The 22937-nt window shown below is 72.7% G+C and carries 16 protein-coding genes and 1 pseudogene; 14 read left to right on the top strand and 3 right to left on the bottom strand.

Annotation, left to right across the window (positions count from 1 at the left end; translation table 11 throughout):
* Positions 1-35: 35 nt before the first annotated feature.
* The 5 genes and pseudogenes from E1287_RS46590 to ptsP all read left to right on the top strand — a co-directional run.
* Positions 36-275, top strand: a pseudogene (locus tag E1287_RS46590) (glucose PTS transporter subunit EIIB); the annotation flags it as partial.
* A gap of 55 nt (positions 276-330) precedes the next feature.
* On the top strand, positions 331-780 hold the full coding sequence (locus tag E1287_RS10990) for a PTS glucose transporter subunit IIA (RefSeq protein ID WP_131964770.1): 450 nt from the start codon (positions 331-333) through the stop codon (positions 778-780).
* 4 nt (positions 781-784) lie between these two features.
* A complete protein-coding gene (locus tag E1287_RS10985; RefSeq protein ID WP_243718842.1) occupies positions 785-1513 on the top strand; it encodes an HAD family phosphatase in 729 nt (242 codons plus the stop codon).
* Positions 1514-1530: 17 nt separating this feature from the next.
* The gene (locus E1287_RS10980; protein ID WP_131964769.1) at positions 1531-1803 is read left to right on the top strand and encodes an HPr family phosphocarrier protein; all 273 of its coding nucleotides are present in this window, start codon (positions 1531-1533) and stop codon (positions 1801-1803) included.
* On the top strand, positions 1800-3488 hold the full coding sequence (gene ptsP, locus E1287_RS10975) for a phosphoenolpyruvate--protein phosphotransferase (RefSeq protein WP_207934135.1): 1689 nt from the start codon (positions 1800-1802) through the stop codon (positions 3486-3488). Before E1287_RS10980 ends, ptsP begins: the two co-directional genes overlap by 4 nt.
* A 32-nt stretch (positions 3489-3520) precedes the next feature.
* Here the strand turns inward: ptsP and E1287_RS10970 are convergent, their stop codons facing one another.
* The gene (locus tag E1287_RS10970; protein WP_207934133.1) at positions 3521-5149 is read right to left on the bottom strand and encodes a glycoside hydrolase family 3 protein; all 1629 of its coding nucleotides are present in this window, start codon (positions 5147-5149) and stop codon (positions 3521-3523) included.
* 268 nt (positions 5150-5417) lie between these two features.
* Entirely contained in the window at positions 5418-6845 is a 1428-nt protein-coding gene (locus tag E1287_RS45540) for a BadF/BadG/BcrA/BcrD ATPase family protein (RefSeq protein WP_243718840.1), read from the bottom strand.
* A 61-nt stretch (positions 6846-6906) separates the two neighbouring features.
* Here E1287_RS45540 and E1287_RS10955 point away from each other — a divergent pair, with 61 nt between their 5' ends.
* The 9 genes from E1287_RS10955 (at position 6907) to E1287_RS10915 (ending at position 21601) form a co-directional block, all read left to right on the top strand.
* Positions 6907-7911 (top strand): MurR/RpiR family transcriptional regulator, encoded by a 1005-nt coding sequence (locus E1287_RS10955; RefSeq protein ID WP_243718838.1) that lies wholly within the window; start codon positions 6907-6909, stop codon positions 7909-7911.
* Positions 7908-8801 (top strand): N-acetylmuramic acid 6-phosphate etherase, encoded by an 894-nt coding sequence (locus E1287_RS10950; protein ID WP_131964767.1) that lies wholly within the window; start codon positions 7908-7910, stop codon positions 8799-8801. The genes E1287_RS10955 and E1287_RS10950 overlap by 4 nt, the downstream gene beginning before the upstream one ends.
* 107 nt (positions 8802-8908) lie before the next feature.
* Complete coding sequence (locus tag E1287_RS10945; RefSeq protein WP_243718836.1) at positions 8909-9562, top strand: HAD family phosphatase; 654 nt, start codon at positions 8909-8911, stop codon at positions 9560-9562.
* Between the two features lie 25 nt (positions 9563-9587).
* Entirely contained in the window at positions 9588-10097 is a 510-nt protein-coding gene (locus E1287_RS10940; protein WP_131964766.1) for a hypothetical protein, read from the top strand.
* Between the two features lie 65 nt (positions 10098-10162).
* The gene (gene pruA / locus E1287_RS10935; RefSeq protein WP_131964765.1) at positions 10163-11794 is read left to right on the top strand and encodes an L-glutamate gamma-semialdehyde dehydrogenase; all 1632 of its coding nucleotides are present in this window, start codon (positions 10163-10165) and stop codon (positions 11792-11794) included.
* Positions 11795-11955: 161 nt separating this feature from the next.
* The gene (locus tag E1287_RS10930) at positions 11956-12666 is read left to right on the top strand and encodes a haloacid dehalogenase-like hydrolase (protein ID WP_131964764.1); all 711 of its coding nucleotides are present in this window, start codon (positions 11956-11958) and stop codon (positions 12664-12666) included.
* 102 nt (positions 12667-12768) lie between these two features.
* Positions 12769-14724 carry an acetoacetate--CoA ligase gene (locus E1287_RS10925; protein ID WP_131964763.1) on the top strand — a complete coding sequence of 652 codons (1956 nt, stop codon included), beginning with the start codon at positions 12769-12771 and terminating at the stop codon, positions 14722-14724.
* Positions 14725-15019: 295 nt separating this feature from the next.
* Complete coding sequence (locus E1287_RS10920; RefSeq protein ID WP_131964762.1) at positions 15020-16495, top strand: serine/threonine-protein kinase; 1476 nt, start codon at positions 15020-15022, stop codon at positions 16493-16495.
* Positions 16496-16759: 264 nt separating this feature from the next.
* Positions 16760-21601, top strand: a complete 4842-nt coding sequence (locus E1287_RS10915; RefSeq protein ID WP_131964761.1) for an NAD-glutamate dehydrogenase — start codon at positions 16760-16762, stop codon at positions 21599-21601.
* A 274-nt stretch (positions 21602-21875) separates the two neighbouring features.
* Here the strand turns inward: E1287_RS10915 and E1287_RS10910 are convergent, their stop codons facing one another.
* Positions 21876-22868, bottom strand: a complete 993-nt coding sequence (locus E1287_RS10910; protein WP_131964760.1) for a hypothetical protein — start codon at positions 22866-22868, stop codon at positions 21876-21878.
* Positions 22869-22937: the final 69 nt, after the last annotated feature.

The following is a 22937-nucleotide window of genomic DNA, read 5'->3' as shown; positions in this document are numbered from 1 at the left end:
ACGAGAGCCGGACCCGGGCCCACCCCGACGAGGAGAAGAACATGGACAAGGCCGAGGCCATCGTCGCCGGACTGGGCGGCGCCGACAACATCATCGAGATCGAGCCCTGCGCCACCCGGCTGCGCACCGAGGTCAAGGACGCCGGCAAGGTCGACGAGGCCGCGCTGAAGAAGGCGGGCGCGTTCGGCGTCATGCGCAGCGGCACCGTCGTCCAGGTCGTCGTCGGCACCGAGGCCGACACCCTCTCCAGCGACATCGAGGACATCCTCGAATAACCCCCGTCCCCACCAGACACCCCCGAATTCGACCGACTCTAAGGAGACCCCGCTGATGACCCGAGTACTGTCACCGGTCTCCGGCCGGGTGGTCGGCCTCGCCGGCGTGCCCGACCCGGTGTTCGCCCAGGCCATGGTCGGCCCGGGCACGGCGGTCGACCCCGAGCGCGGCCCCGGCCACGCCATCGCCCCCGTCACCGGCACGATCGTCAAACTCCATCCGCACGCCTACGTCGTCGTCGACGGCGAGGGCCACGGCGTGCTCGTCCACCTCGGGATCGACACCGTCAAGCTCAAGGGCCAGGGGTTCGAGCTCCTCGCGTCCGAGGGCGACCAGGTGACGTCCGGCCAGCCGGTCGTCGCCTGGGACCCGGGCCTGATCGAGGCGGGCGGGCGCTCGCCGGTCTGCGCGGTCGTGGCGCTGGACGCGGGCGCCGACGCCCTGTCCGACGTCGTGGAGTCGGGTGAGGTGACGAAGGGGGCCGAGCTGTTCACATGGAACTGATCGGATGGCGATGATCGGGCTGGGCGCCGCGGTGTTCGACCTCGACGGCACCCTCATCGACACCGAGCCGCGCAGCCGCGCCCAGTGGTCGCGGCTGTTCGACGCGCACGGCGTCCCCCACGACGACGCGCTGATCGCCTCGTTCGCGGGGCGCCGCGGGCTCGAAGTGCTCGGGGAGCTGGCGCACCTGTTCCCCGGCCGGACGGTCGAGGAGCTGTTCGAGCAGGTCGTCTCCTACCAGAAGGCGCCGGGGATGCCCGCCGTCGCGCCCGTCGCCGGCGCGGTGGGGCTCGTCCGGACGCTGGCGCACCACGGCATCCCGCTCGCCGTGGTGACGTCGGCGGAACGCTCGTACGCCGAGGGCCTGCTGGACGAGCTGGGCGTCCGCGGCCTGATGGACATCGTGGTGACCGCCGGGGACGTCGTCACCGGCAAGCCCGACCCGGAGGGCTACCTGGCCGCCGCGCGCGACCTCGGCGTCCCGGCGGCGGACGCGGTCGGGTTCGAGGACACCCCGGCGGGTGTCGCGGCCGTCAAGTCCGCCGGCATGACGTGCGTGGGCATCGCCACCACGCAGCCGGCGGGCGCGCTGGCCGGGGCCGACCATGTGGTCGCCGACTTGAAGGACGTGGACGTCGTGCCGGGCCCCGCGCTGCGGGTGCGCGGCCTCGGACAGGTCCAGCAGAGCATCGGGCGTGGCCGGAATGGCCAAGGCCGATCGGGACAGAACTAAGCCAAGAGGAGTGTGCCGTGACCGAGCGCAATGTGAAGATCCAGTCGAGGGTGGGGCTGCACGCGCGGCCGGCCGCGCTCTTCGTCCAGACGGCGGCCAAGGCCCCGATGGACGTGACCGTGGGCAAGCCCGGCGGCGCCCCCGTGAACGCCAAGAGCATCCTCGCCGTGCTCGGACTGGACGCCCGGCACGGGGAGGAGGTCGTCCTGTCCGCGGAGGGCGCGGGCGCGGACGAGCTGCTCGACGAGCTTGAGAAGCTGCTGTCCGACCCGGAGCCCGAGGAGTCCTGACGGTGCCGGAGGTTCTGCAGGGCGCGGGAGTCAGCCCGGGCGTCGGCGCCGGGCCGGTGCGGACCATCGCCGGGGCCGTCCCCGAGCCGCCCGCCGGGTCCACGCACGGCGGCGACGCCGAGGCCGAGCGCGCGACGGCCCTCGCCGCGCTGGAGGCCGTCGCCGTCGAGCTGGAGGAACGCGGCACCCGCGCCGCCGCGGTGGGCAACCCCATGGGGGAGGAGGTGCTGGGCGCGCAGGCGCTGATGGCCCGCGACCCCGGTCTCGCCGACGACGTCCGCGCCCGGATCGACCGCGGGGTCGCCGCGCCCCGCGCCGTGTTCGAGTCGTTCGGCGTCTACCGCGACCTGCTCGCCGGCGCCGGCGAGTACATGGCGGCCCGGGTCACCGACCTGGACGACATCCGCGACCGCGCGCTCGCCCGGCTGCTCGGCCTGCCGATGCCCGGCGTCCCGGAGTCGGACGAGCCGTTCGTGCTGGTCGCCCGCGATCTCGCGCCCGCCGACACGGCCGTCCTCGACCCGGCGCAGGTGATCGCGTTCGTGACCGAGGAGGGCGGGCCGACCAGCCACACCGCGATCATCGCCCGGACGATGGGCGTCCCCGCCGTGGTGGCGCTGCCCGGCGCGACGGCGCTGGCGGACGGCACCCGCGTCCTCGTCGACGGGGCCGCCGGGACGGTGCGTCCCGACCCGTCCGAGGCCGACGTCGCCGCGGCCCGGGCCGCTGCCGCCGCCCGCGCCGCCGCCCTGGAGGACTCCACCGGGCCCGGCGCCACCAAGGACGGCCACAAGGTGCCGCTGCTGGCGAACATCGGCGGCCCGAAGGACGTCGACGCCGCGCGGGCCAACGGCGCGGAGGGCGTCGGCCTGTACCGCACCGAGTTCCTCTTCCTCGACCGCCACAAGGCGCCGACCGACGAGGAGCAGGAGGCGGCGTACCGGACCGTCCTGGAGGTGTTCCCGGAGGGCCGCGTCGTCGTCCGGACGCTGGACGCGGGCGCCGACAAGCCGCTCAAGTTCCTCCCCCCGCCCGGCGAGGAGCCGAACCCGGCGCTCGGCGAGCGCGGCCTGCGGATGTCGCGCCGGTATCCGGACGTCCTGGCCGCCCAGCTCGCCGCGCTGGCCCGCGCCACCGCCGGCCTGACCACGAAGCTGCAGGTCATGGCCCCGATGGTGACGGACGCGGCGGAGGCCGCCTTCTTCGCCGCCGCCTGCCGCGACGCGGGCATCGCGCATCCCGGCGTCATGATCGAGGTGCCCGCCGCCGCGCTGCGCGCCCGCGACATCGCGCCGGAGGTCGAGTTCTTCAGCATCGGCACCAACGACCTCACCCAGTACGCGTGCGCGGCGGACCGCCAGGTCGGCGGCCTCGCGCATCTCCAGGACCCGTGGCAGCCCGCGATCCTCGACCTGGTCGCCCCGGCCGCCGAGGCGGGCGTCCCGTGCGGCGTCTGCGGCGAGGCCGCCGCCGACCCGGCGCTCGCCTGCGTGCTGGTCGGGCTCGGCGTGACGTCGCTGTCGATGAGCGCGCCGGCCCTTCCGCTGGTGCGGGCCGCGCTCGCCCGGCACACCCTGGACGAGTGCCGCCAGGCCGCCGCCGCCGCCCGTGCCGCCCGCACCGTCGCGCAGGCCCGCGAGGCCGCCCGCGCCCACCTGCCGGGCCTGGCGGAGCTGGGGATCTGACGGGCTCCGGCTACCGGTGGCCCGGGTTCCGGCTACCGGTAGCCGAGGCCGTGGCCGACCTGCTCGCCGGCCGCGGGCACCGGTAGCCGGCCGGTCGGCTTGACCGCGCCGCTCAGCACCCGGCCGAGGGCGTTGACCGACACCGCGCTGGACGAGTACGTCGCGAGCGCCCCCTCCGCGCCCTTGGCGGAGTTCAGGTCGTAGGGACGGCCCAGCGCCGCGACCACGACCGGCTTCGACCCGAGCGCCCGGACCTTGGCGGCCGTGGCCCCGCCCGCGTTCAGGGTGGTCAGGACGGTGACGTCCGCCGAGCCCGGGGAGGTCACCGTGATTCCGTTGCGGCGCAGCGCCGCGCGCAGCGTCCCGCCCGCGGGCCCGGTGACGGCGACCTTCTTGCCCTTCAGCGGCAGCACGTTCCGGTCGTTGCGGACGAGCGTGACCGCGTGCTCGGCGACCTGGCGGGCGATGGCCTTGTGCGCGGACGTCCCGATCACCGCGCCGGCCTTGGCCGGGTCGGCGGCGGTGTCCTGGAACAGGCCGCGCCGCTGCTTGAGCTGGAGGATGCGCGTGACGGAGCCGTCCAGCCGCTTCTCCGGGATCTTCCCGGACCGGACGGCCGCCAGCACCGCCCGGTAGGCGCGCGGCAGGCTCGGCGGCATCAGCAGTTGGTCGGCGCCCGCCTCCAGCGCGCGGACGGGCACGGCCGCGTCGCCGTACTTCTCCCGCACGCCCGCCATCTCCAGCGAGTCCGTCGTGATCACGCCCTTGTAGCCGAGCGCGCCGCGCAGCAGCTTGACCAGGACGTTCCGCGACAGCGTGGACGGATCGCCCGACCCGTCGAGCTTCGGCACGACGATGTGCGCGGTCATGACCATGTCGACGCCGGCGCCGATCGCCGCGCGGAACGGGGGCGCGTCCAGCCGCTCCCACATGGGGCGCGTGTGCTTGATCACCGGCAGGCCGGTGTGGCTGTCGGTGGCGGTGTCGCCGTGCCCGGGGAAATGCTTGGCCGCCGCGGCGACCCCGGCGGCCTGGTAGCCGTCGACGGCCCCGGCGGTCAGCTTCGACACCAGGCCGGGTTCGGCGCCGAACGAGCGCAGCCCGATCACCGGGTTGCGCGGGTCGACGTTCACGTCGGCGTCGGGCGCGTAGTCCAGGTTGATGCCGACCGCGCGCAGCTCCGTGCCGGTGACCTGCGCGGCGGCGCGGGCGTCGGCGGGGCTGCCGGTCGCGCCGAGCGCCATGTTGCCGGGGAAGCCGGTGATGAACGGCGTCCGCGACACGATGCCCTGCTCCTCGTCCACGCCGAGCAGCAGCGGGATCTTGGACGCCTTCTGCAGCGCGTTCGACTGCGCGGCCGTCTTCGCCGGGGCGCCGAAATTGCCGGGGAAGTAGATCAGCCCGCCGACGCGGTACTTCCTGATCTTGGCCAGGGCGTCGGCGCGGCTGGAGAACCGCGTCACGAACAGCTGCCCGACCTTCTCCTCCAGGCTCATCTTCGCGACGTGGCCGGGGATCCAGGCGTCCGGATCCTTCGACTGGGCGCCGCGCGAGCCGGACGGCCACGGCCCGTCGCCGCGGTCGTCGTCTCCGCCGCCGCAGCCCGCGGTGACCGCCAAGGTCAGCGCCGCCGCGAGCGCGAGTGGACGGATAGCACGCACCTGACCAGGCCCCCCGACATGGTCTCGGTTCTCGGTCGCATCGGACGTCGCGACGTTAACCGCTCGCCCGTCCCGCTGTCGACCCGGCAGGCCACCCCTTCCACGACTGCCCCCCGCGTAACAGTACGATCACGATGGACCCCAGGATCACGGGTGTGGATCTTGTGGGGTCCATCGCGATGAACCCTGACGGCCTGGACGCCGTCTCTTGCGGGATCGGCCGGGCTGGAACGGGACAGCCGGTGCCGGGTCCGGCCGGGCGGGGAGCTCAGCCGGGCAGGGGGTGGCCGAGGCGGCGCAGCGCCATCCCGGCCGCGCCGACGGCTCCGTCGCCCGCGCAGCGCGGCGCCGCGGCGAAGCGGTCGCGCAGCCCGGTGCGGACGGCCTCGGCGACGGGGCCCTCACGGAGCACCGAGCCGTGCATGACGACCGGTGCGCTGGGGTCGGACAAGGCCGGGCGCACCGCGTCCACGTCGCGGAGCAGCCACTGCGCGGCCTCTTCGGTGATGCGCCTGGCCACCGGGTCGCCGGCGGCCGCGGCGGCCGCGACCACCGGGCCGAGCCGGCCCAGCGCCGCGGGCGGACGGCCGTACACCTCCTTGATGATCGCCTGGGCGAGCCGGGGGTTGGGCGGGGTGCCGGGCACCTCGGGGTGGCCCGGCGGCGCCGGATCGCCCCGCGGGCCGTATCCGCCCGGGTCGCCGCGCGGCCCGTGGCCGCCGGGATGCCCGGGCGGCCCGTGCGAGCCGGGCGGGCCGTGCGAGCCCGGATGTCCCGGCGGCCCGTGCGAGCCCGGAGGCCCGGCCGGACGGTGCGGACCCGCCGGGCCGTCTCCGGACGCCGGATGCGGCACGTTCCCGGTCGGCGGGTAACGGCCGTTTCCAGGCGGCGGGCCGGGCCCGTCGCCGGACGGCGGGCCAGGGGGGTCGGGGAGCAGCACGGCGGTTCCCGTGCCGCTCCGGAGGGGGGTGCCGAGGGGGGTGCCGCCTCCGGAGGAGAGCGTGACGGCCTGCGACAGCAGCGGGGCGCCCGGTGACGACGAAGGGGCGCCGGCCATGGCCAGCGCCCTCGGTCGGCGGGGTCTCCGCCGTTCCGCGTCGATCTCCGCGACCACGGTGGCGCCCAGCAGCGCCCGGGGGACCGAGTCGGTGAGCAGCGTCGGGGAGCCGCGGCCGTCGTAGGCGGCGAGCGCGGCCCGGACGGCCTCCTTCCCGAGCCATACCGCCGAACCCTCGTCCCCGACGAGCCAGCCGTAGCCGTCCGCGCGCTGCACGATCGTCCCGTCGTTGATGACCGCCGCGCCGGCGCCCGTGCCGGAGAACACCACGATGCCCTTGGGCTCGCTGGTTCCGGCGGCGAACGCCACCGCGATATCGGTCACCACCGCGGGCGAGCCGCGCAGGCCGACGGCCTGCCAGGCCTGCCGCGCCGCCGCGACGGCCGCGGGCCGCCCGGCGGAGCCGGCGCCGGCGATGCCGAACACGCCGGTGAGGATGAGGGTACGGTCAAGGTCCCCGAGCGCCTCGCTCAGGGCGGTGGTCAGCGCCCCAGCGGTGTCGCCTCCAGAGTTGGGATTTGCCCCGGGGCCGGTGCCGGAACCGGCCAGGGCACCCCCCAGCGTCAGCACGACGCAGCGGGTCTTCGTGCCACCCGCGTCGATACCGACCACGTAAGGACCGGCCAAATGGGTCAACACATGGCGACCGTAGCCTTTTCTACCGTTGACGTGACATCCTGCGCGTAAGAAAATTTCCATCATGAGGAAACCCATCGGCTCCGAGCGGAGCCTCGAGCAGGGCCCCGAGCGGGGGATCACGGGGGAGCCCGGTTCACCACGGGACCAGGCGGCGGGCCAGGCCCCGGAGCGGGACCGGGACAGCACGCCGCTGAGCACCGTGGTCCGGGTCCGCTCGCTGCTGCCCTCGCTGCCCCCCGCAGAGCGGCGAGTCGCCCAACGCGTCATCGACGACCCCGAAGGGGTCGCCAACTCCACCATCACCGAACTCGCGCAGACGTGCGGTACCTCCGAGACCACGGTCATCCGGTTCTGCCGGGCGATCGGGTTCCACGGGTACCCAGAGCTGCGGCTGACCCTCGCCACGGAGGCCGGGCGGGCGCAGAGCGCCGCCGGGGGCCGGGTCATCGGCAGCGACATCAGTCCCGACGACTCCCTGGAACAGATCGTTGAGAAGGTGACCTTCGCCGATGCGCGGGCCGTCGAGGAGACCGCCTCCCAGCTCGACATCAAGATGCTGGAACAGGTCGTGGACGCGGTCGTCGCCGCGGACCGGGTCGACGTCTACGGCGTCGGCGCCAGCGCGTTCGTCGCGGCCGACTTCCAGCAGAAGCTGCACCGCATCGGACGGATCTGCTCGGCGTGGGCGGACGCCCACATCATGCTCACCAGCGCCGCGGTGCTGGGCAGCACGAGCGTGGCGATCGGCATCTCGCACACCGGGTCGACGGTCGAGACCATCGACGCGCTGGAGGTCGCCAAGAGCAGGGGCGCCAAGACGGTGGCGCTCACCAACTTCCCCAAGTCCCCGATCGCGGAGGTGGCCGACCTGATCCTGACCACGGCGGCGCGGGAGACGACCTTCCGTTCCGGCGCCACCGCGAGCCGGCTGGCGCAGCTCACGGTGGTCGACTGCCTCTTCGTCGGGGTGGCGCAGCGCACCTACGGGCCGACCCGCAAGGCCCTGGAAGCCACATTCGAGGCGGTCCGCGGCCGGACCGTGCGACCCGACCGGAGGCGTCGGTGATCGATTGCGAGCTGCCCACCGAGGGACGGAACCCCCGCACCCTCGACGTCGACACACTCCCCACCCTGGAGGTGCTGCGCCTGATCAACTCTGAGGACGCGACCGTTCCGATGGCCGTGGCGTCCGTCCTGCCGGAGGTTGCCCGGCTGGTGGACCTCGCCGTGGAGTCGCTGCGCGCTGGAGGACGCGTGCACTACTTCGGCGCGGGCACGTCGGGACGGCTCGCGGTGATCGACGCCGCCGAGCTGCCGCCCACGTTCGGCATCTGGGGGCGGGTGGTCGCCCACCACGCCGGCGGGCCGGGCGCGCTGTCCCAGGCGATCTCCGACGTCGAGGACGACGTCGAGCTCGGCCGCCGGGACGCACGCGACGTCCGGCCCGGCGACATCGCCGTCGGCATCGCGGCGAGCGGCCGCACGCCGTACGTGGTGGGCGCGCTGCGCGCCGCCGCCGACGGCGCCCGCACGGCGCTGATCAGCTGCAACCCGCACACCCCGTACGGGGACGAGGTGGAGGTGCACATCGGCCTCGCCACCGGACCCGAGGTGATCAGCGGGTCCACCCGGATGAAGGCGGGCACGGCGACCAAGCTCGTGCTCAACTCCTTCTCCACCACACTGATGATCAGGATGGGCCGGACCTACTCCAACCTGATGGTCAGCGTCAACGCGCTGAACGGCAAGTTGCGCGCCCGGCTCGTCCGCATCCTCACGGAGGCGACGGGCATGGACGCGCGGACCTGCGAGAACGCGCTGACAGAGGCAGGAGGCAACACGCGCGTGGCGCTCGTCTCACTTCTCGGTGAGGTGCCCGCGGCACGCGCGACGGTGGTGCTGGAAGAGGCCGACGGGGGCGTGCGGGAGGCTCTGCAGCGGCTCAGATCAGCCTGATCGATGTTCCGGGGGCCGGCCGGTAGTTGGGGCCGGCGGCCTTTCGGACGGGGGAGTAAGGCAGAACGGGGTTCGGGGAGCGGTCCGAAATCGCCTAATATCGGGCCGTGCGAGATGAACGACACGCGACGCCCAGAGCTGTGATCACCGACTGGGGCGGCGTCCTGACCTCCCCTCTCAACGAGGCGATCGACGTGTGGCTCGCCGCCGAGCGCATCGACGTCCAGCGGTACAAGGACGTGATGCGCGCCTGGGTGAAGCAGGCGTACGACGGCGCCGGGACGAACCCGATCCACGGGCTCGAAGACGGCAGCCTCCCCGCCGCGGAGTTCGAGCGGCTCCTCGCCGCCGAGCTGCTCACCGCCGACGGCGGGCCGGTGCCGGCGGCGGGGCTCATCGCCCGCATGTTCGGGGCGTTCGCGCCCGTCCAGCCCATGTACGACGCGCTCCGCGCGGCCCGCGCCGCCGGGGCCCGTACGGCCGTCCTGTCCAACTCGTGGGGCAACGACTACCCCCGCGACCTGTTCGCCGAGGTCTTCGACGCCGTCGTCATCTCCTCGGAGGTCGGCCTCCGCAAGCCCGACGAGCGGATCTTCCGGCATGCGCTCGCCGTCCTCGGCCTGGACGCCGCCGACTGCGTCTTCATCGACGACATCGAGCACAACGTCCGCGCCGCCGAGGACCTCGGGCTCCACGGCATCCACCACACCGCTCCCGACACCACCATCGCCGAACTGCGCGCGTTGAACGTCCTGCCGTGACCGTCTGGCAGACTGGCTGACCGTCATGCGCGTCTACCTGCCGTCCACGCTCACGCTCCTCGCCGGCGTCCGCGCCGCCCAGGAGATCGGCCCCGCGCCGGTCGCGGCCCACGCGGTCACGCCCGCGCTGCGCGAGTGGTACGCGGGCGGCGATCTGGAGGAGCTGGAGTACGCGGCGCTGTCCGCCGCCGCCCGCGCCTCCCTGCGGCTCCTGGCCGCCGACCCCGCCGCCCCGCGCCGCCGCGTCGTCCTGGCCGCCGAAGTGCCCGACCAGCTGGTCACCTGGCCGCGCGGCGACGCCGGACTGGCCAACGACGACCGCGCGCAGGTCGAGATCTCCGAAGCCGTCCCGTGGAAGAGGATCGCGTCCGGCCATGTGGACGACGCGAACGCCGCCGCCGACATCGCCGCGGCCGCCGAGGCCCTCCCGGCCGCCGACGCCGGCGACGACGACGCCCGGTTCACCGTGGACGGCGCTGAAGGCCACGAACTCCTCTGGTACGCCACCCAGGAACTCCCTCACCTGCTCGACTGACCGGCATATGGGCGGGTAGGTCCCGGCACATCGGACAACGCCGTCGGAATCGCAGGGGAGCCGTCATGGACGCCGCCACCAATGTGCCCGCGCCGGTGAACGAGCCGGTCAAGACCTACGCGCCCGGCAGCGGCGAGCGCGCCGCGCTGGAGGCAAGGATCAAGGAGCTCGGCGGCGGGCAGACCGAGCTGACCATGACGATCGGCGGCGAGCGGCGCATGGGCGCGGGCACGCCGATCGACGTCGTCGAGCCGCACAACCACGGCCACGTCCTCGGCCGGATGGGCGAGGCGACCGAGCCGGACGTGGCCGAGGCGGTCTCCGCCGCGCGGGAGGCCGCGCCCGGATGGCGGTCCATGGCGTTCGAGGACCGCGCAGCGATCTTCCTGCGCGCCGCCGACCTGCTCGCCGGGCCGTGGCGGGCGACGGTGAACGCAGCCACGGTGCTCGGGCAGTCCAAGTCCGTGCAACAGGCCGAGATCGACGCGGCCTGCGAGCTGATCGACTTCTGGCGGTTCAACGTCGGCTACGCGCAGCGGATCCACGAGATCCAGCCGCTGTCGTCCCCCGGCGTGTGGAACCGGCTCGAATACCGGCCGCTGGAGGGGTTCGTCCTCGCGATCACGCCGTTCAACTTCAGCGCGATCGCCGGGAACCTGCCGACCGCGCCCGCGCTGATGGGCAACGTCGTGGTGTGGAAGCCGTCCCCGACGCAGCAGCTCGCCGCGCACTTCACGATGCGGGTGCTGGAGGCCGCCGGGCTCCCGCCCGGCGTGATCAACCTCGTCACCGGGAACGGGCAGGCCGTCTCGAACGTGGCGCTGCGCCACCCCGACCTGGCCGGGCTGCACTTCACCGGGTCCGCCGCCACCTTCCAGAACCTCTGGCGGACGATCGGCGAGAACATCGCCGCCTACAAGGGCTACCCCCGGATCGTCGGCGAGACCGGCGGCAAGGACTTCGTCGTCGCCCACCCGACGGCCGACCCCGCGATCCTCAAGACGGCACTCGTCCGCGGCGCGTTCGAGTACCAGGGGCAGAAGTGCTCCGCCGCGTCCCGCGCCTACATCCCGCGCTCCGTCTGGTCCCGGATGCGGGACGACTTCCTCGCCGAGACCGAGTCCCTCACCATGGGCAACGTCGCGGAAGACCTGTCGCTGTTCATGGGCGCGGTGATCGACGACCGCGCGTTCGCCAAGCACCGCCGCGCCATCGAGCGGGCCCGCGACGTCGACACCATCGAGATCCTCACGGGCGGGGAGCTGGACGACTCGTCCGGCTACTTCGTGCGGCCGACCGTCCTGGAGTCGTCCGACCCGACCGACGAGATCTTCACCACCGAGTACTTCGGGCCGATCGTCGGCGTGCACGTCTACGACGACGGCGACTACGACGCCGTCCTGCACCAGATGGAGAGCGTGTCCGAGTACGGCCTGACCGGCTCGATCATCGCCGAGGACCGCGCCGCGATCGCCGCCGCCACCGACGCGCTCCGGTTCGCGGCCGGGAACTTCTACATCAACGACAAGCCGACCGGGTCGATCGTCGGGCAGCAGCCGTTCGGCGGCGCCCGCGCGTCCGGCACCAACGACAAGGCCGGCTCGGTGTTCAACCTCACCCGCTGGACCAGCGTCCGCTCCATCAAGGAGACGCTCGTCCCGCCGACCGACCACCGCTACCCGCACATGGGCCCCTGACCCGGAGGTGAGGCTCCGCTCGAGCGTGGTTGCGGACGGCACCCGGAAGGCCGGACGATAAGCTCGCCCCGCCGCTCCGGTGGGGCGGGCCGGCGCCGGGGACGCCGCCGCCCGGCCGTGGCCGCCGTCCGCCTGCTCGTCCAACCTCGCATGGGAACGGGATGTCGACGCTCAACCGTCTGGTGCTGTGGAACATCGATCACACCCTGGTCGACGTCGGGCGGGTCACCCGGGACGCCTACGCCGAGGCGTTCCAGCGGACCATCGGGCGCCCCCTCGTCCGGCTGGCGCCCACCCCCGGACGCACCGAGTCCGAGATCATCTTCGAGTCCCTCGCGTTCAACGACGTCGTCACCACCGACGACCATCTGCCCGCCTTCATGGACGCGCTCGCCGAGGCGTTCGCGACCCGCCGCTCCGACGTGCGCGCCCACGGCCGCGTGCTGGCCGGGGCCCGCGAGGCCGTCGAGGCGCTCTCCCATGTGCCCGGCGTCGTCCAGTCGGTGCTCACCGGGTCCGTCCAGCCGAACGCCGTCGTGAAGGTGACCGAGCTGGGCCTCGCCACCCACCTCGACCTCGACGCGGGCGGCTACGAGAACGGCGTCTACAGCAAGGCCGCCCTCCTGGAGCTCGCCCGCACCCGCGCCGGGCAGCGGCACGGCGCCCGCTACCCCGAGGCCGCCACCGTCTACATCGCCGACTCGCCGCGCGACGTCCAGGCCGCGCACATCGCCGGGTCCCCGATCATCGCCGTCGCCACCGGCAGCGCCACCGAGGCCGAGCTGCGCGCCGCCGGAGCCGAACGCGTCGTCGCCACGCTCGCCGACACCAAGGCCGTGGTCAGCGCCATCGCCGACCTGACCCGCATCTGACCGCCGTCCGGCCAACGCGTACGCTCGGGACGATCTGGGAACTTGCGCGGTATGCGGCCTCGGCCGATATTGGGATCGCCGCGCGCCAGTGGAGGGAGAGAGATGTCCCGTGAGGTCGCCGAAGGTTCGCCGCTGTGGGAGCCGTCGGAGGAGGTCGTCGCCAACGCGCGGGTGACCCACTTCGTCCACTGGCTGTGGGACCGGGGCGTCCTCACCGAGACCTATGACGACCTCTGGCGCTGGTCGGTCACGGAGGTCGACGCGTTCTGGGACGCGATCTGGTCCTACTTCCAGGTCGTCGGCGAGCGCGGCGACGGCCCGGTCCGGTCGGGCGGGCCCATGCCGGTGGACGGCCTGAAATGGTTCCCCGGCGCGACGCTCAACTACGCCGCGAACGCGCTGCGCCGGGCCGAGCGGCACCCCGACGAAACCGCGGTGATCTTCCGGTCGGAGGCGGGCGGGCACCGCGTGCTGACGTACCGCGAGCTGGCACTGCACGTGGCCGAGGTGCGCGCGGGCCTCGCCCAACTGGGCGTCGGCAAGGGCGACCGGGTGGCGGCTTACGTCCCGAACATTCCCGAGGCGCTGATCTGCTTCCTGGCCACGGCATCGCTGGGCGCGATCTGGTCGTCGTGCTCCCCGGACTTCGGCTCGTCCTCGGTGATCGACCGGTTCGCGCAGATCGAGCCGAAGGTCCTCATCGCCGTGGACGGCTACGCCTACAACGGCAAGCGGTTCGGCCGGCGGGAGGTCGTCGGGGAGATCGAGGCCGCGCTGCCGACCCTCGCCGCGACCGTCCTGATCCCGTACCTCGACCCGGCCGCCACCCCGGACGGCCTCCGCGTCGGCATGCACTACGGCGACCTGCCGCGTCCCGGCCACGACGAGCTGGTCTTCGAGGACGTCCCGTTCGACCATCCGCTGTGGGTGGTCTACTCGTCCGGGACGACCGGGCTGCCGAAGCCGCTCGTCCACGGCCACGGCGGGGTCGTGCTGGAACACCTCAAGGCGCTGTCGTTCCACCAGGACCTCGGCCCGGAGGACGTGTTCTTCTGGTTCACCACGACCGGCTGGATGATGTGGAACTACCTCATCGGCGGCCTGCTCGTGGGCTCCACCGTCGTCATGTACGACGGCGCCCCGCTCGACCTGTGGACGCTCGCCGCCGAGAACGGCGTCACCTACATGGGCGTCGGCGCGCCGTACATCACGGTGTCCGCCAAGGAGGGCCGCCGTCCCGGCGCGGAACACGACCTGTCGGCGCTGCGCGGCATCGGCTCCACCGGTTCGCCGCTGCCGCCCGAGGGGTTCGCCTGGGTGTACGAGGCGGTCGGCGAGAACCTGCTGCTCGGCTCGTTCTCGGGCGGCACCGACCTGTGCACCGGCTTCGTCGGCCCGTCGCCGCTGCTGCCGCTGCGCGCGGGCGTCATCCAGTGCCGCGGCCTCGGCGCGAAGGTGGAGGCGTTCGGCGACGACGGCGCACCGGTCGTGGACGAGGTCGGCGAGCTGGTCCTCACCGAGCCGATGCCGTCCATGCCCGTCTTCTTCTGGAACGACGAGGGCGGCGAGCGGTACCGCGAGTCCTATTTCGACATGTACCCGGGCGTGTGGCGGCACGGCGACTGGGTGAAGGTCCTCCCGGACGGCGGCTGCGTCATCTACGGGCGGTCCGACTCGACGCTGAACCGCGGCGGCGTCCGCATGGGGACGTCCGACTTCTACCGCGTCGTCGAGGCGTTCGAGGAGATCGCCGACAGCCTCGTCATCGACACCGGGCGGCTCGGCCAGGAGGGGCGGCTGCTGCTGTACGTCCAGCTCGCGGAGGGCGCGTCCCTCACCGACGACCTGCTCGGACGGCTGAAGCGCGAGATCCGGTCGGCGCTGTCGCCACGGCACGTCCCGGACGAGGTGCACGCCGTCCCCGGCATCCCGCGGACGCTGTCGGGCAAGAAGCTGGAGGTCCCCGTCCGCAAGATCTTGCAGGGCACCCCGGTCGACAAGGCCGCCAACCGCGACTCGATGGCCAACCCGGAAATCCTGTCCCATTTCACGCCGTAGGTCCCGTTCGCCGGACGTTCGATTTCGCTTGGGTGACAGGTTGCCCGCCCGTATCGCTGTGGGACGTGACGGCATTAGGGTGGTGCTCCGGTCCAAACGCGTCCGAACGGAAGCGTGTGCGGCAAAACACGCCGTATGGGCGCAGGGTCGGGTGAACTTCCCCTCGGTCTCGGGCGTCACACAGTCGGAGGGGTGATTCCAGGCTGTCGAGCGGAGCTCGTCCGTTGAATGGCGGTGGGTGGGGGCTGGAGGACGGGGTCATGGCCCCGCGATCGAGAGAGGGACGGTTCCACGCATGGAGGTTGGGGCGCTGCGGTCCGGTGATCCGGATCGGCTCGGGTCGTACGCCCTGATCGGCCGGGTGGGCGAGGGCGGCCAGGGGACCGTGTACCTCGGCGCGGACGACGACGGCCACCAGGTCGCGATCAAGCTGCTGCACGCGGACCTGACGTCCGACGACAAGGCCCGCGCCCGGTTCCTGCGCGAGCTGGAGGTCGCGAAGAAGGTCGCACCGTTCTGCACCGCCCAGGTCATCGACGCGGACGTGGACGGCGACCGGCCCTACATCGTCAGCGAGTACGTCCCGGGCCCGTCGCTGAACCAGCAGGTCCTGGACGAGGGCCCGCTCGACGGCGCCGGGCTGGACCGGCTCGCCGTCGGCACCGCCACGGCCCTCGCCGCGATCCACCAGGCGAAGATCGTCCACCGCGACTTCAAGCCGCACAACGTGCTGATCGGCCCGGACGGCCCGCGGGTCATCGACTTCGGGGTGGCGCGGGCGATCAGCGGCGGCACCACCCTCACCAGCCGGGTCATCGGCACCCCGTCCTACATGGCGCCCGAGCAGATCAGCGGCGACGAGGTCGGGACGGCCGCGGACGTGTTCTGCTGGGCGGCGACGCTGGTGTTCGCGGCCACCGGGGAGCCCCCGTTCGGCCAGGACACCATCCCCGCCGTGATCAACCGCATCCTGAACGAGGAGCCCGACCTCGGCGAGCTCGAAGGGCCGCTGCGCGAGCTCGTCCTCGACTGCCTGGAGAAGGACCCCGCGCACCGGCCGGGCGCGCGGCAGGTGCTGATGCGGCTGCTCGGCCACGAGGAGACCTCCCGGACGGGAGCGCCCGCCGCGGTGTCCCGCCCGTCCGGCGACACCGACGAGACGGCGATGCTCGCCGCGGGGTCGGTCCGCGCCGCGGAGATCGGCGACGACGAATTCGAGTCCGACAGGGACTACGACGACGACCGCCTCTTCGAGGACGAGCCCGCCGCCTTCCACGACGGCGGCGCGCCCGGCGACGGCCGACAGGGCGAATGGGCCGCCGAGAGCACGCTGCCCCGCGACATCGCCCCCGCCCGGGACGCGGGCGACGCCCGCGGGCTGCGGCGGGTGCTGGCCGGCTCGGGCCGCTCCGCCGCGCTGGCCGGGGCCGCCGCGCTGTTCGTGGCGATCGTGGTGGTCTCGTCCGTCCTCGCGCTCAACGCCGGCGACAACGGCAAGGCGGGGCAGCAGGTCAGCGACCCGAGCGGGCCGCCCGCGTCGAGCGTCCTGCCGAGCACGCCGCCGTCGACGAGCGAGGAGCCCGTCGAGGAGACCGACACCCCGACCTACCGGCCGACGACGCCCACGTGGACGCCGTCCGAGAGCCCCAGCGAGACCCCGACGGACACCGGCAGTCCGACGCCGACCAAGACGAACACCGGCTCGCCGACCCCGACCGACTCGGGGACGCCCCCAGACCCGTCCCCCGGAACGGGCGACGGGGTCTCCTAGCGCCGGAAGCGCCGGAAGCGGCGGCGGGACGGCGTTCCGGCCACCACCACGCGCGTCCCGGAGACCGGGCGGCACGGGGTTCGGCGATCCCCCCGGACGCCGCCGCCCGGCCTGACATGGTGGCCTGGCGGGACGGCCCGGAGGGTGGGCAAAGCCACGTCCACGTCGCGGCGGAGCAGGTCGGCTTTGGGGCGATTCCTGGCTACGCTGGCGCAGTGAGCGGCGCCACAACGAGGTGGCGAAGGGTCTCTAGGGGAGTACTCGATGAGCGGCATGCTCGATCAAGCGAAGGACGACCTGCTCCGGCGGGCGGCTGAGACGTGCGCGCAGCGTCCGGGGGCGCGCGGCGGGGAGGTGGAGGAGGCCTTCGCCTACCTCCGGCTGTACTACCGGCACGTCGCCCGTGAGGACCTGCTCGACCGGGACCCGGCCGACATCTGCGGCCCCGCGATGGCGCACCGCGCGCTCGGCGAGGAGCGGCCCCAGGGGCGCGCGAAGGTGCGCGTCTTCACGCCGTCGCTGGAGGAGTACGGCTGGGACCCGGGCCACACGGTCGTGCAGGTCGTCACCGACGACATGCCGTTCCTGGTCGACTCGGTCACGATGGAGCTGACCCGGCACCAGCTCGCCACGCACCTGATCGTCCACCCGCTGCTGGGCGTGGACCGCGACGTCGCGGGTCACCTCAAGGCGTTCCGCGGCAAGCTCGACAGCGACGACGACGTCGACGAGTCGTGGATGCACATCGAAGTGGACCGTACCAGCGACCGGTCCGTCCTGGACGCGCTGGAGAAGGACCTGCTCCGCGTCCTGGGCGACGTCCGCGTCGCCGTCGAGGACGAGCCGAAGATGCGGGCCCGCGCCGGTGAGATCGCCACCGCGATCCAGGACTCCGCGCCGCCGCTGCCGGGCAAGGAGCTCGCCGAGGGCGTCGAGCTGCTCGACTGGCTGGCGAACGGGCACTTCACCTTCCTCGGCTACCGCGACTACACGCTCACCGAGAGCGGCACCGCGCTCAAGCCCGAGCCGGGCACGGGCCTCGGCATCCTGCGCAGCGACAAGCAGGAGTCCGACAGCTTCGCGGCGCTGCCGCCCGAGGTCCGCGAGAAGGCCACGGAGAAGCGCCTGCTGGTGCTGACCAAGGCGAACTCTCGGTCCACCGTCCACCGCCCGCTCTACCTCGACTACATCGGGGTCAAGAAGTTCGACGAGTCCGGCGCGGTCATCGGCGAGCGCCGCTTCCTCGGCCTGTTCACGCACGTCGCCTACAGCGAGTCGCTGTCGCACATCCCCGTCCTCAAGCGGAAGCTGGAGGAGGTGCTGGAGCTCGCCGGGTTCACCGCCGACAGCTACGACGGCCAGGACCTCATCGAGATACTGGAGAGCTACCCGCGCGACGAGCTGTTCCAGATCTCCGTCGACGACCTGCTCCCGATCTCGCTCGGCGTGCTCCGGCTCCGCGAGCGCCGCCAGCTCAAGCTCTTCCTGCGCAAGGACCTGTACGGCCGCTACATGTCCTGCATGGTGTACCTGCCGCGCGACCGCTACACCACCAAGGTCAGGCTCCGCATCCAGGGCCTGCTGAAGGACGCGTTCGACGGCGTCAGCGTCGACTACAGCGCGAACGTCACCGAGTCGATGCTGGCGCGGCTGCACGTGGTCGTCCGCGGCGAGCGCGGCCGTCCGCTGCCGGACGTGGACGTCCCCGAGCTGGAGGGACGCCTCGCCGCCGCCATCCGCTCCTGGGAGGACGACCTCGGCGACGCGATCGTCGAGCAGTGCGGCGAGGAGCGCTCGGGGACGCTCGGCCGCCGCTTCGGCGACGCGTTCCCCGAGGCGTACAAGGCCGACTTCCCCGCCCGCACCGCCGTCGCCGACCTGCGCCGCCTGGACGACCTGTCCGCCGACGGCACGGACACGTCCACCAACCTGTACGAGCCGTACAGCGCCGAGCCGGGCGAGCGCCGCCTCAAGATCTACCGGCTGGGCGAGCCGATCTCGCTGTCGCGGGTGCTGCCGCTGCTGCAGAACATGGGCGTCGAGGTGATCGACGAGCGGCCCTACGAGATCAACACGGCGGACGGGCAGCGGTTCTGGATCTACGACCTGGGCCTGCGGTACGTGCCGCCCGCCGGGGTCGCCGAGGAGTCCATCAAGGGCCTGTTCCAGGACGCGTTCACCCGCCTCTGGCGCGGCGAGATCGAGAACGACGGGTTCAACGCGCTCGTCCTGCACGTCGGGCTGAACTGGTGGCAGGCGATGATCCTGCGCGCCTACGCGCTCTACCTCCGGCAGACCGGGACCACGTTCTCCAAGCGCTACATCGAGCAGGTGCTGCTGCGGAACGCGTCCATCACGCGGCTGATCGTCCGGCTGTGGGAGAGCCGCCTCGACCCGACCCTGCAGGGCGGCGAGGAGGAGCGCAGCGCGGGCATCACCGAGGAGCTCCAGGGCAAGCTGGACGACGTCGCCAGCCTCGACGAGGACCGCATCCTCCGCGCCTACCTCGCGCTCGTCCAGGCGACCCTGCGCACCAACCACTACCAGGGCAAGCCGTACCTGGCGATGAAGTTCGACCCGCACGCCATCCCCGACCTGCCCGAACCCCGCCCGATGTACGAGGTCTTCGTGTACTCGCCGACGGTCGAGGGCGTGCACCTGCGGTTCGGGACGGTCGCGCGCGGCGGGCTCCGCTGGTCCGACCGCCGCGAGGACTTCCGCACCGAGATCCTCGGCCTGGTCAAGGCGCAGGCCGTGAAGAACACCGTGATCGTCCCGGCGGGCGCGAAGGGCGGGTTCGTCGGCAAGCAGCTGCCCGACCCGGCCGCCGACCGGGAGGCCTGGCAGCAGGCCGGGATCGCCTGCTACAAGGACTTCATCTCCGGCCTGCTCGACCTGACCGACAACCTCGTGGACGGCAAGGTCGTCCCGCCGCCGAACGTCGTCCGGCACGATGGCGACGACACCTACCTGGTCGTCGCCGCCGACAAGGGCACCGCCACGTTCTCCGACCTCGCCAACGGCGTCGCCGCCAAGTACGGTTTCTGGCTCGGCGACGCGTTCGCGTCCGGCGGCTCCGTCGGCTACGACCACAAGGGCATGGGCATCACCGCCCGCGGCGCCTGGGAGTCGGTGAAATACCACTTCCGATCCCTCGGCACCGACGTCCAGAACGAGGACTTCACCGCCGTCGGCATCGGCGACATGTCGGGGGACGTGTTCGGCAACGGCATGCTCCTTTCCGGGCGCACCCGCCTCGTCGCCGCGTTCGACCACCGGCACATCTTCGTCGACCCCGACCCGGACGCCGCGGCCTCGTTCGCCGAGCGCCGCCGCCTGTTCGACCTGCCCCGCAGCAGCTGGGCCGACTACGACACCGCGCTGATCTCCAAGGGCGGCGGCGTGTTCCCCCGCACCGTCAAGTCGATCGCGCTGACCCCGCAGATGCGGGCCGCGCTCGGCATCGAGGACGGCGTCAAGGCGCTCACCCCGTTCGAGCTGATCAAGGCCATCCTGAAGGCGCCGGTCGATCTCCTCTGGAACGGCGGCATCGGCACCTACGTGAAGTCGTCCATGGAGAACAACGCCGACGTCGGCGACAAGGCCAACGACTCCGTCCGGATCGACGGCGGCGAGCTGCGCTGCCGCGTCGTCGGCGAGGGCGGCAACCTCGGCGTCACCCAGCTCGGCCGGATCGAGTTCGCCCGCACCGGCGGGCTGATCAACACCGACTTCATCGACAACTCCGCCGGGGTCGACACCTCCGACCACGAGGTCAACATCAAGATCCTGCTCGACCAGGTCGTCCGGGACGGCGAACTGACCGGCAAGCAGCGCGACGGCCTGCTGTACGAGATGACCGACGAGGTCGGACGGCTCGTCCTGCGCGACAACTACGCGCAGAACGTCGTCCTCGCCGCCGCCCGCGCCCAGGCGCCCGCGATGCTGCACATCCACGCCCGCTACCTGCGAAAACTCGAACGCGACGGCCGCCTGCAGCGGCGCATCGAGTTCCTCCCGGACGACAAGGCCCTCGCCGAGCGCAGGCAGGCGGGCCTCGGCCTCACCAGCCCCGAGTTCTCCGTCCTGCTCGCCTACGCCAAGCTCGCCCTCGACCACGACCTCGTCGAGTCCGACCTCGCCGACGACCCGTACCTGGAGTCGTGGCTGGTCGACTACTTCCCGACCCCGCTGCGCGAGCGGTTCCGCACCTACATGGACCGGCACCCGCTGCGCCGCGAGATCATCACCACGGCCGTGGTGAACGACCTGATCAACGCGAGCGGCTCCACGTTCGTGTTCCGGATGAACGAGGAGACGGGGGCGTCGTCGTCCGACATCGCCCGCGCCTACCTCGTCGCCCGCGACGTGTTCGAGATGCCGAAGTTCTGGCGGTCGGTCGAGTCCCTGTCGCACCAGGTCGACCAGTCCACGCAGATCGCGATGCTCCTCGAAGCCCGGAAGCTGACCGAGCGCGGCGCCCGCTGGCTGCTGCACAACCGGCGGCCGCCGTTCGACATCCGCGAGACGATCGACTTCTTCGCCGGGAGCGCGGCCACGCTGAGCACCCACCTGTCGAAGCTCCTCGTCGGGCTCGACCTCGCCGCGTTCGAGCAGCGCCGCGACGGCTTCGCGCAGCGCGGCGTCCCGGACGAGCTGGCCGAGCGCTGCGCGACGTTCGTCCCCGCCTTCTCCACCTTCGACCTCGTCGGCATCGCGCACGACACGGGCCGTCCGGTGGAGGAGGTCGCGGAGGTCTACTTCGACCTCGCCGACCGCCTGCAACTCTCCCGCCTGCGCGAACGCATCATCGCGCTGCCCCGCGACGACAAGTGGCGCTCGATGGCCCGCTCCGCGCTCCGCGACGACCTGTACACCGCCCACGCGGCCCTGACCAGGGACGTCCTCGTCACCAGCGAGCCGGGCGGGCAGCCGGAGGAGCGCATGGTCCACTGGGCGGAGAAGAACAAGCCGGCCGTCCAGCGCGCCCAGCAGACCCTCAGCGAGATCTGGGAGAGCGACAGCTTCGACCTAGCAACCCTCTCCGTGGCCCTAGGCGCAATCCGCACCCTGGTAACGGCCAGTTCCCTTCCATCCGCCGAATAGGACCAGCCGACATCAGCCACCGCCGCAACCACGCAACAACCCGAACAGTCGCGATCGCGTCCGAAGGCAGGTTTCGAGCTTGCGAGAAACCTGATCGCGCAGCGAGCCGCTAGGCGAGTCGGAGCGATGCCAGCGATCGCACGCGTTTCTCGACGATGGAGGGCCCCCAGGGCCCGAAGGAGGAGAGAAAGGCCATAAAAACAGCACCGTCGGATGCCGGGCTGGTCTCGCTGCAGCGGTCAGAAGCGCGGGACCGCCCGGCACCCGACGGAGATCAGGTGCCGTGCGCGGTGACGGCCTTGCGGTACATCCCGGTGACCGTGGCGCGGCCCTTCGGCGGGACGGCGGCCAGGTACTGCACGAGGACGGTCGTGTCCATGCGCGTCCGGGCGGCCTTGACCGGGACGAGGCCGAGAAGGTCCCCGCCTACGGCCAACCGTCCCCGCTTGGACGAGGAGTACGCCTCGTTCTGCTTGAGGACGTACCAGACGAGGGCCCCCCGGTCCTTGGTACGCAGCGCGAACACCCGGTACTGGGAGGGGGAGAACCGGGACGAGAGCGTGACGCCCCGTCCGGCCAGGGTCTTCTCGCCCTGCTTGAGCGCCTTGTACGTCTCGCTGGTCTGCGCTCCGTCCGCCATGAGGGACGCGTTCGCCGCGCCGGGCCCGTCGGTGAGGAGCGCGGCATGCGCCGCGGGCACCTTGCCGGGTGCGGCGGCGAGGCCCTTCCTCTCGTCCGCGTCGACGGAGGTGGCGAAGCCCTCCGGGTCGAGCGCGATGTTGCTCAGCGCGTCGCTGGTGGGGTAGGGGTTCGCCGTCAGCAGCCAGGGCGCCCCCGCCTTGGCCTGCGTGAACAGCAGCGCGTGCCGCATCGAGCGCTTCCCCTGCCCCGTGACGGCGCCGGCCGCGAACCAGTGCGGGTACCCGCTCACCCGCGGGATGTAGAACGACGTGTTCGTGAACCTCACCGTGGGCGGCGGGCGCTTGATGACGCGGCGGAGCTTGAGCGAGGCGTCGTCCATGGACAGCTGCGGGTCGGCCTCGATGCCGGGCAGGACCGTCCGGTCGAGCTTGCGGCCGGCCCGGTTGGCCTCGGCGGTGTAGGCATCGAGGACCTGCTGGGCCTGCGCCTTGCTGAGTGCCGGCGCGGCCGCGCGTTTCTCCGCCTCGGCGGACGACGGTGACCCTTCCGAGCAGCCGGTGCCCAGGGCGGCCGCGAGCAGGCAGGACGTGCAGAGTGAAGCGACGGTGACGTTGCGTGCGGGCATTGCGAGAAGCCCCCCGAAGTGGCGACGGAGATCCGGACCGCACGCCATCCTCGCAGAGTGACTGCATGG

Source organism: Actinomadura sp. KC06 (assembly GCF_004348735.1).
Lineage (GTDB): Bacteria > Actinomycetota > Actinomycetes > Streptosporangiales > Streptosporangiaceae > Spirillospora.
The sequence above is the reverse complement of the archived record's forward strand: the minus strand, read 5'-3'. Positions and strand labels throughout refer to the sequence as shown.

Excerpts from the sequence above, each read along its gene's own strand:
- E1287_RS10940 (WP_131964766.1), top strand. The coding sequence starts at position 9,588 with ATGCGCGTCTACCTGCCGTCCACGCTCACGCTCCTCGCCGGCGTCCGC.
- E1287_RS10990 (WP_131964770.1), top strand. The coding sequence starts at position 331 with ATGACCCGAGTACTGTCACCGGTCTCCGGCCGGGTGGTCGGCCTCGCC.
- E1287_RS10985 (WP_243718842.1), top strand. The coding sequence starts at position 785 with ATGGCGATGATCGGGCTGGGCGCCGCGGTGTTCGACCTCGACGGCACC.
- E1287_RS10925 (WP_131964763.1), top strand. The coding sequence starts at position 12,769 with ATGTCCCGTGAGGTCGCCGAAGGTTCGCCGCTGTGGGAGCCGTCGGAG.
- E1287_RS10920 (WP_131964762.1), top strand. The coding sequence starts at position 15,020 with ATGGAGGTTGGGGCGCTGCGGTCCGGTGATCCGGATCGGCTCGGGTCG.
- E1287_RS10930 (WP_131964764.1), top strand. The coding sequence starts at position 11,956 with ATGTCGACGCTCAACCGTCTGGTGCTGTGGAACATCGATCACACCCTG.
- E1287_RS10910 (WP_131964760.1), bottom strand. The coding sequence starts at position 22,868 with ATGCCCGCACGCAACGTCACCGTCGCTTCACTCTGCACGTCCTGCCTG.
- pruA (WP_131964765.1), top strand. The coding sequence starts at position 10,163 with ATGGACGCCGCCACCAATGTGCCCGCGCCGGTGAACGAGCCGGTCAAG.
- E1287_RS10915 (WP_131964761.1), top strand. The coding sequence starts at position 16,760 with ATGAGCGGCATGCTCGATCAAGCGAAGGACGACCTGCTCCGGCGGGCG.
- E1287_RS10955 (WP_243718838.1), top strand. The coding sequence starts at position 6,907 with ATGAGGAAACCCATCGGCTCCGAGCGGAGCCTCGAGCAGGGCCCCGAG.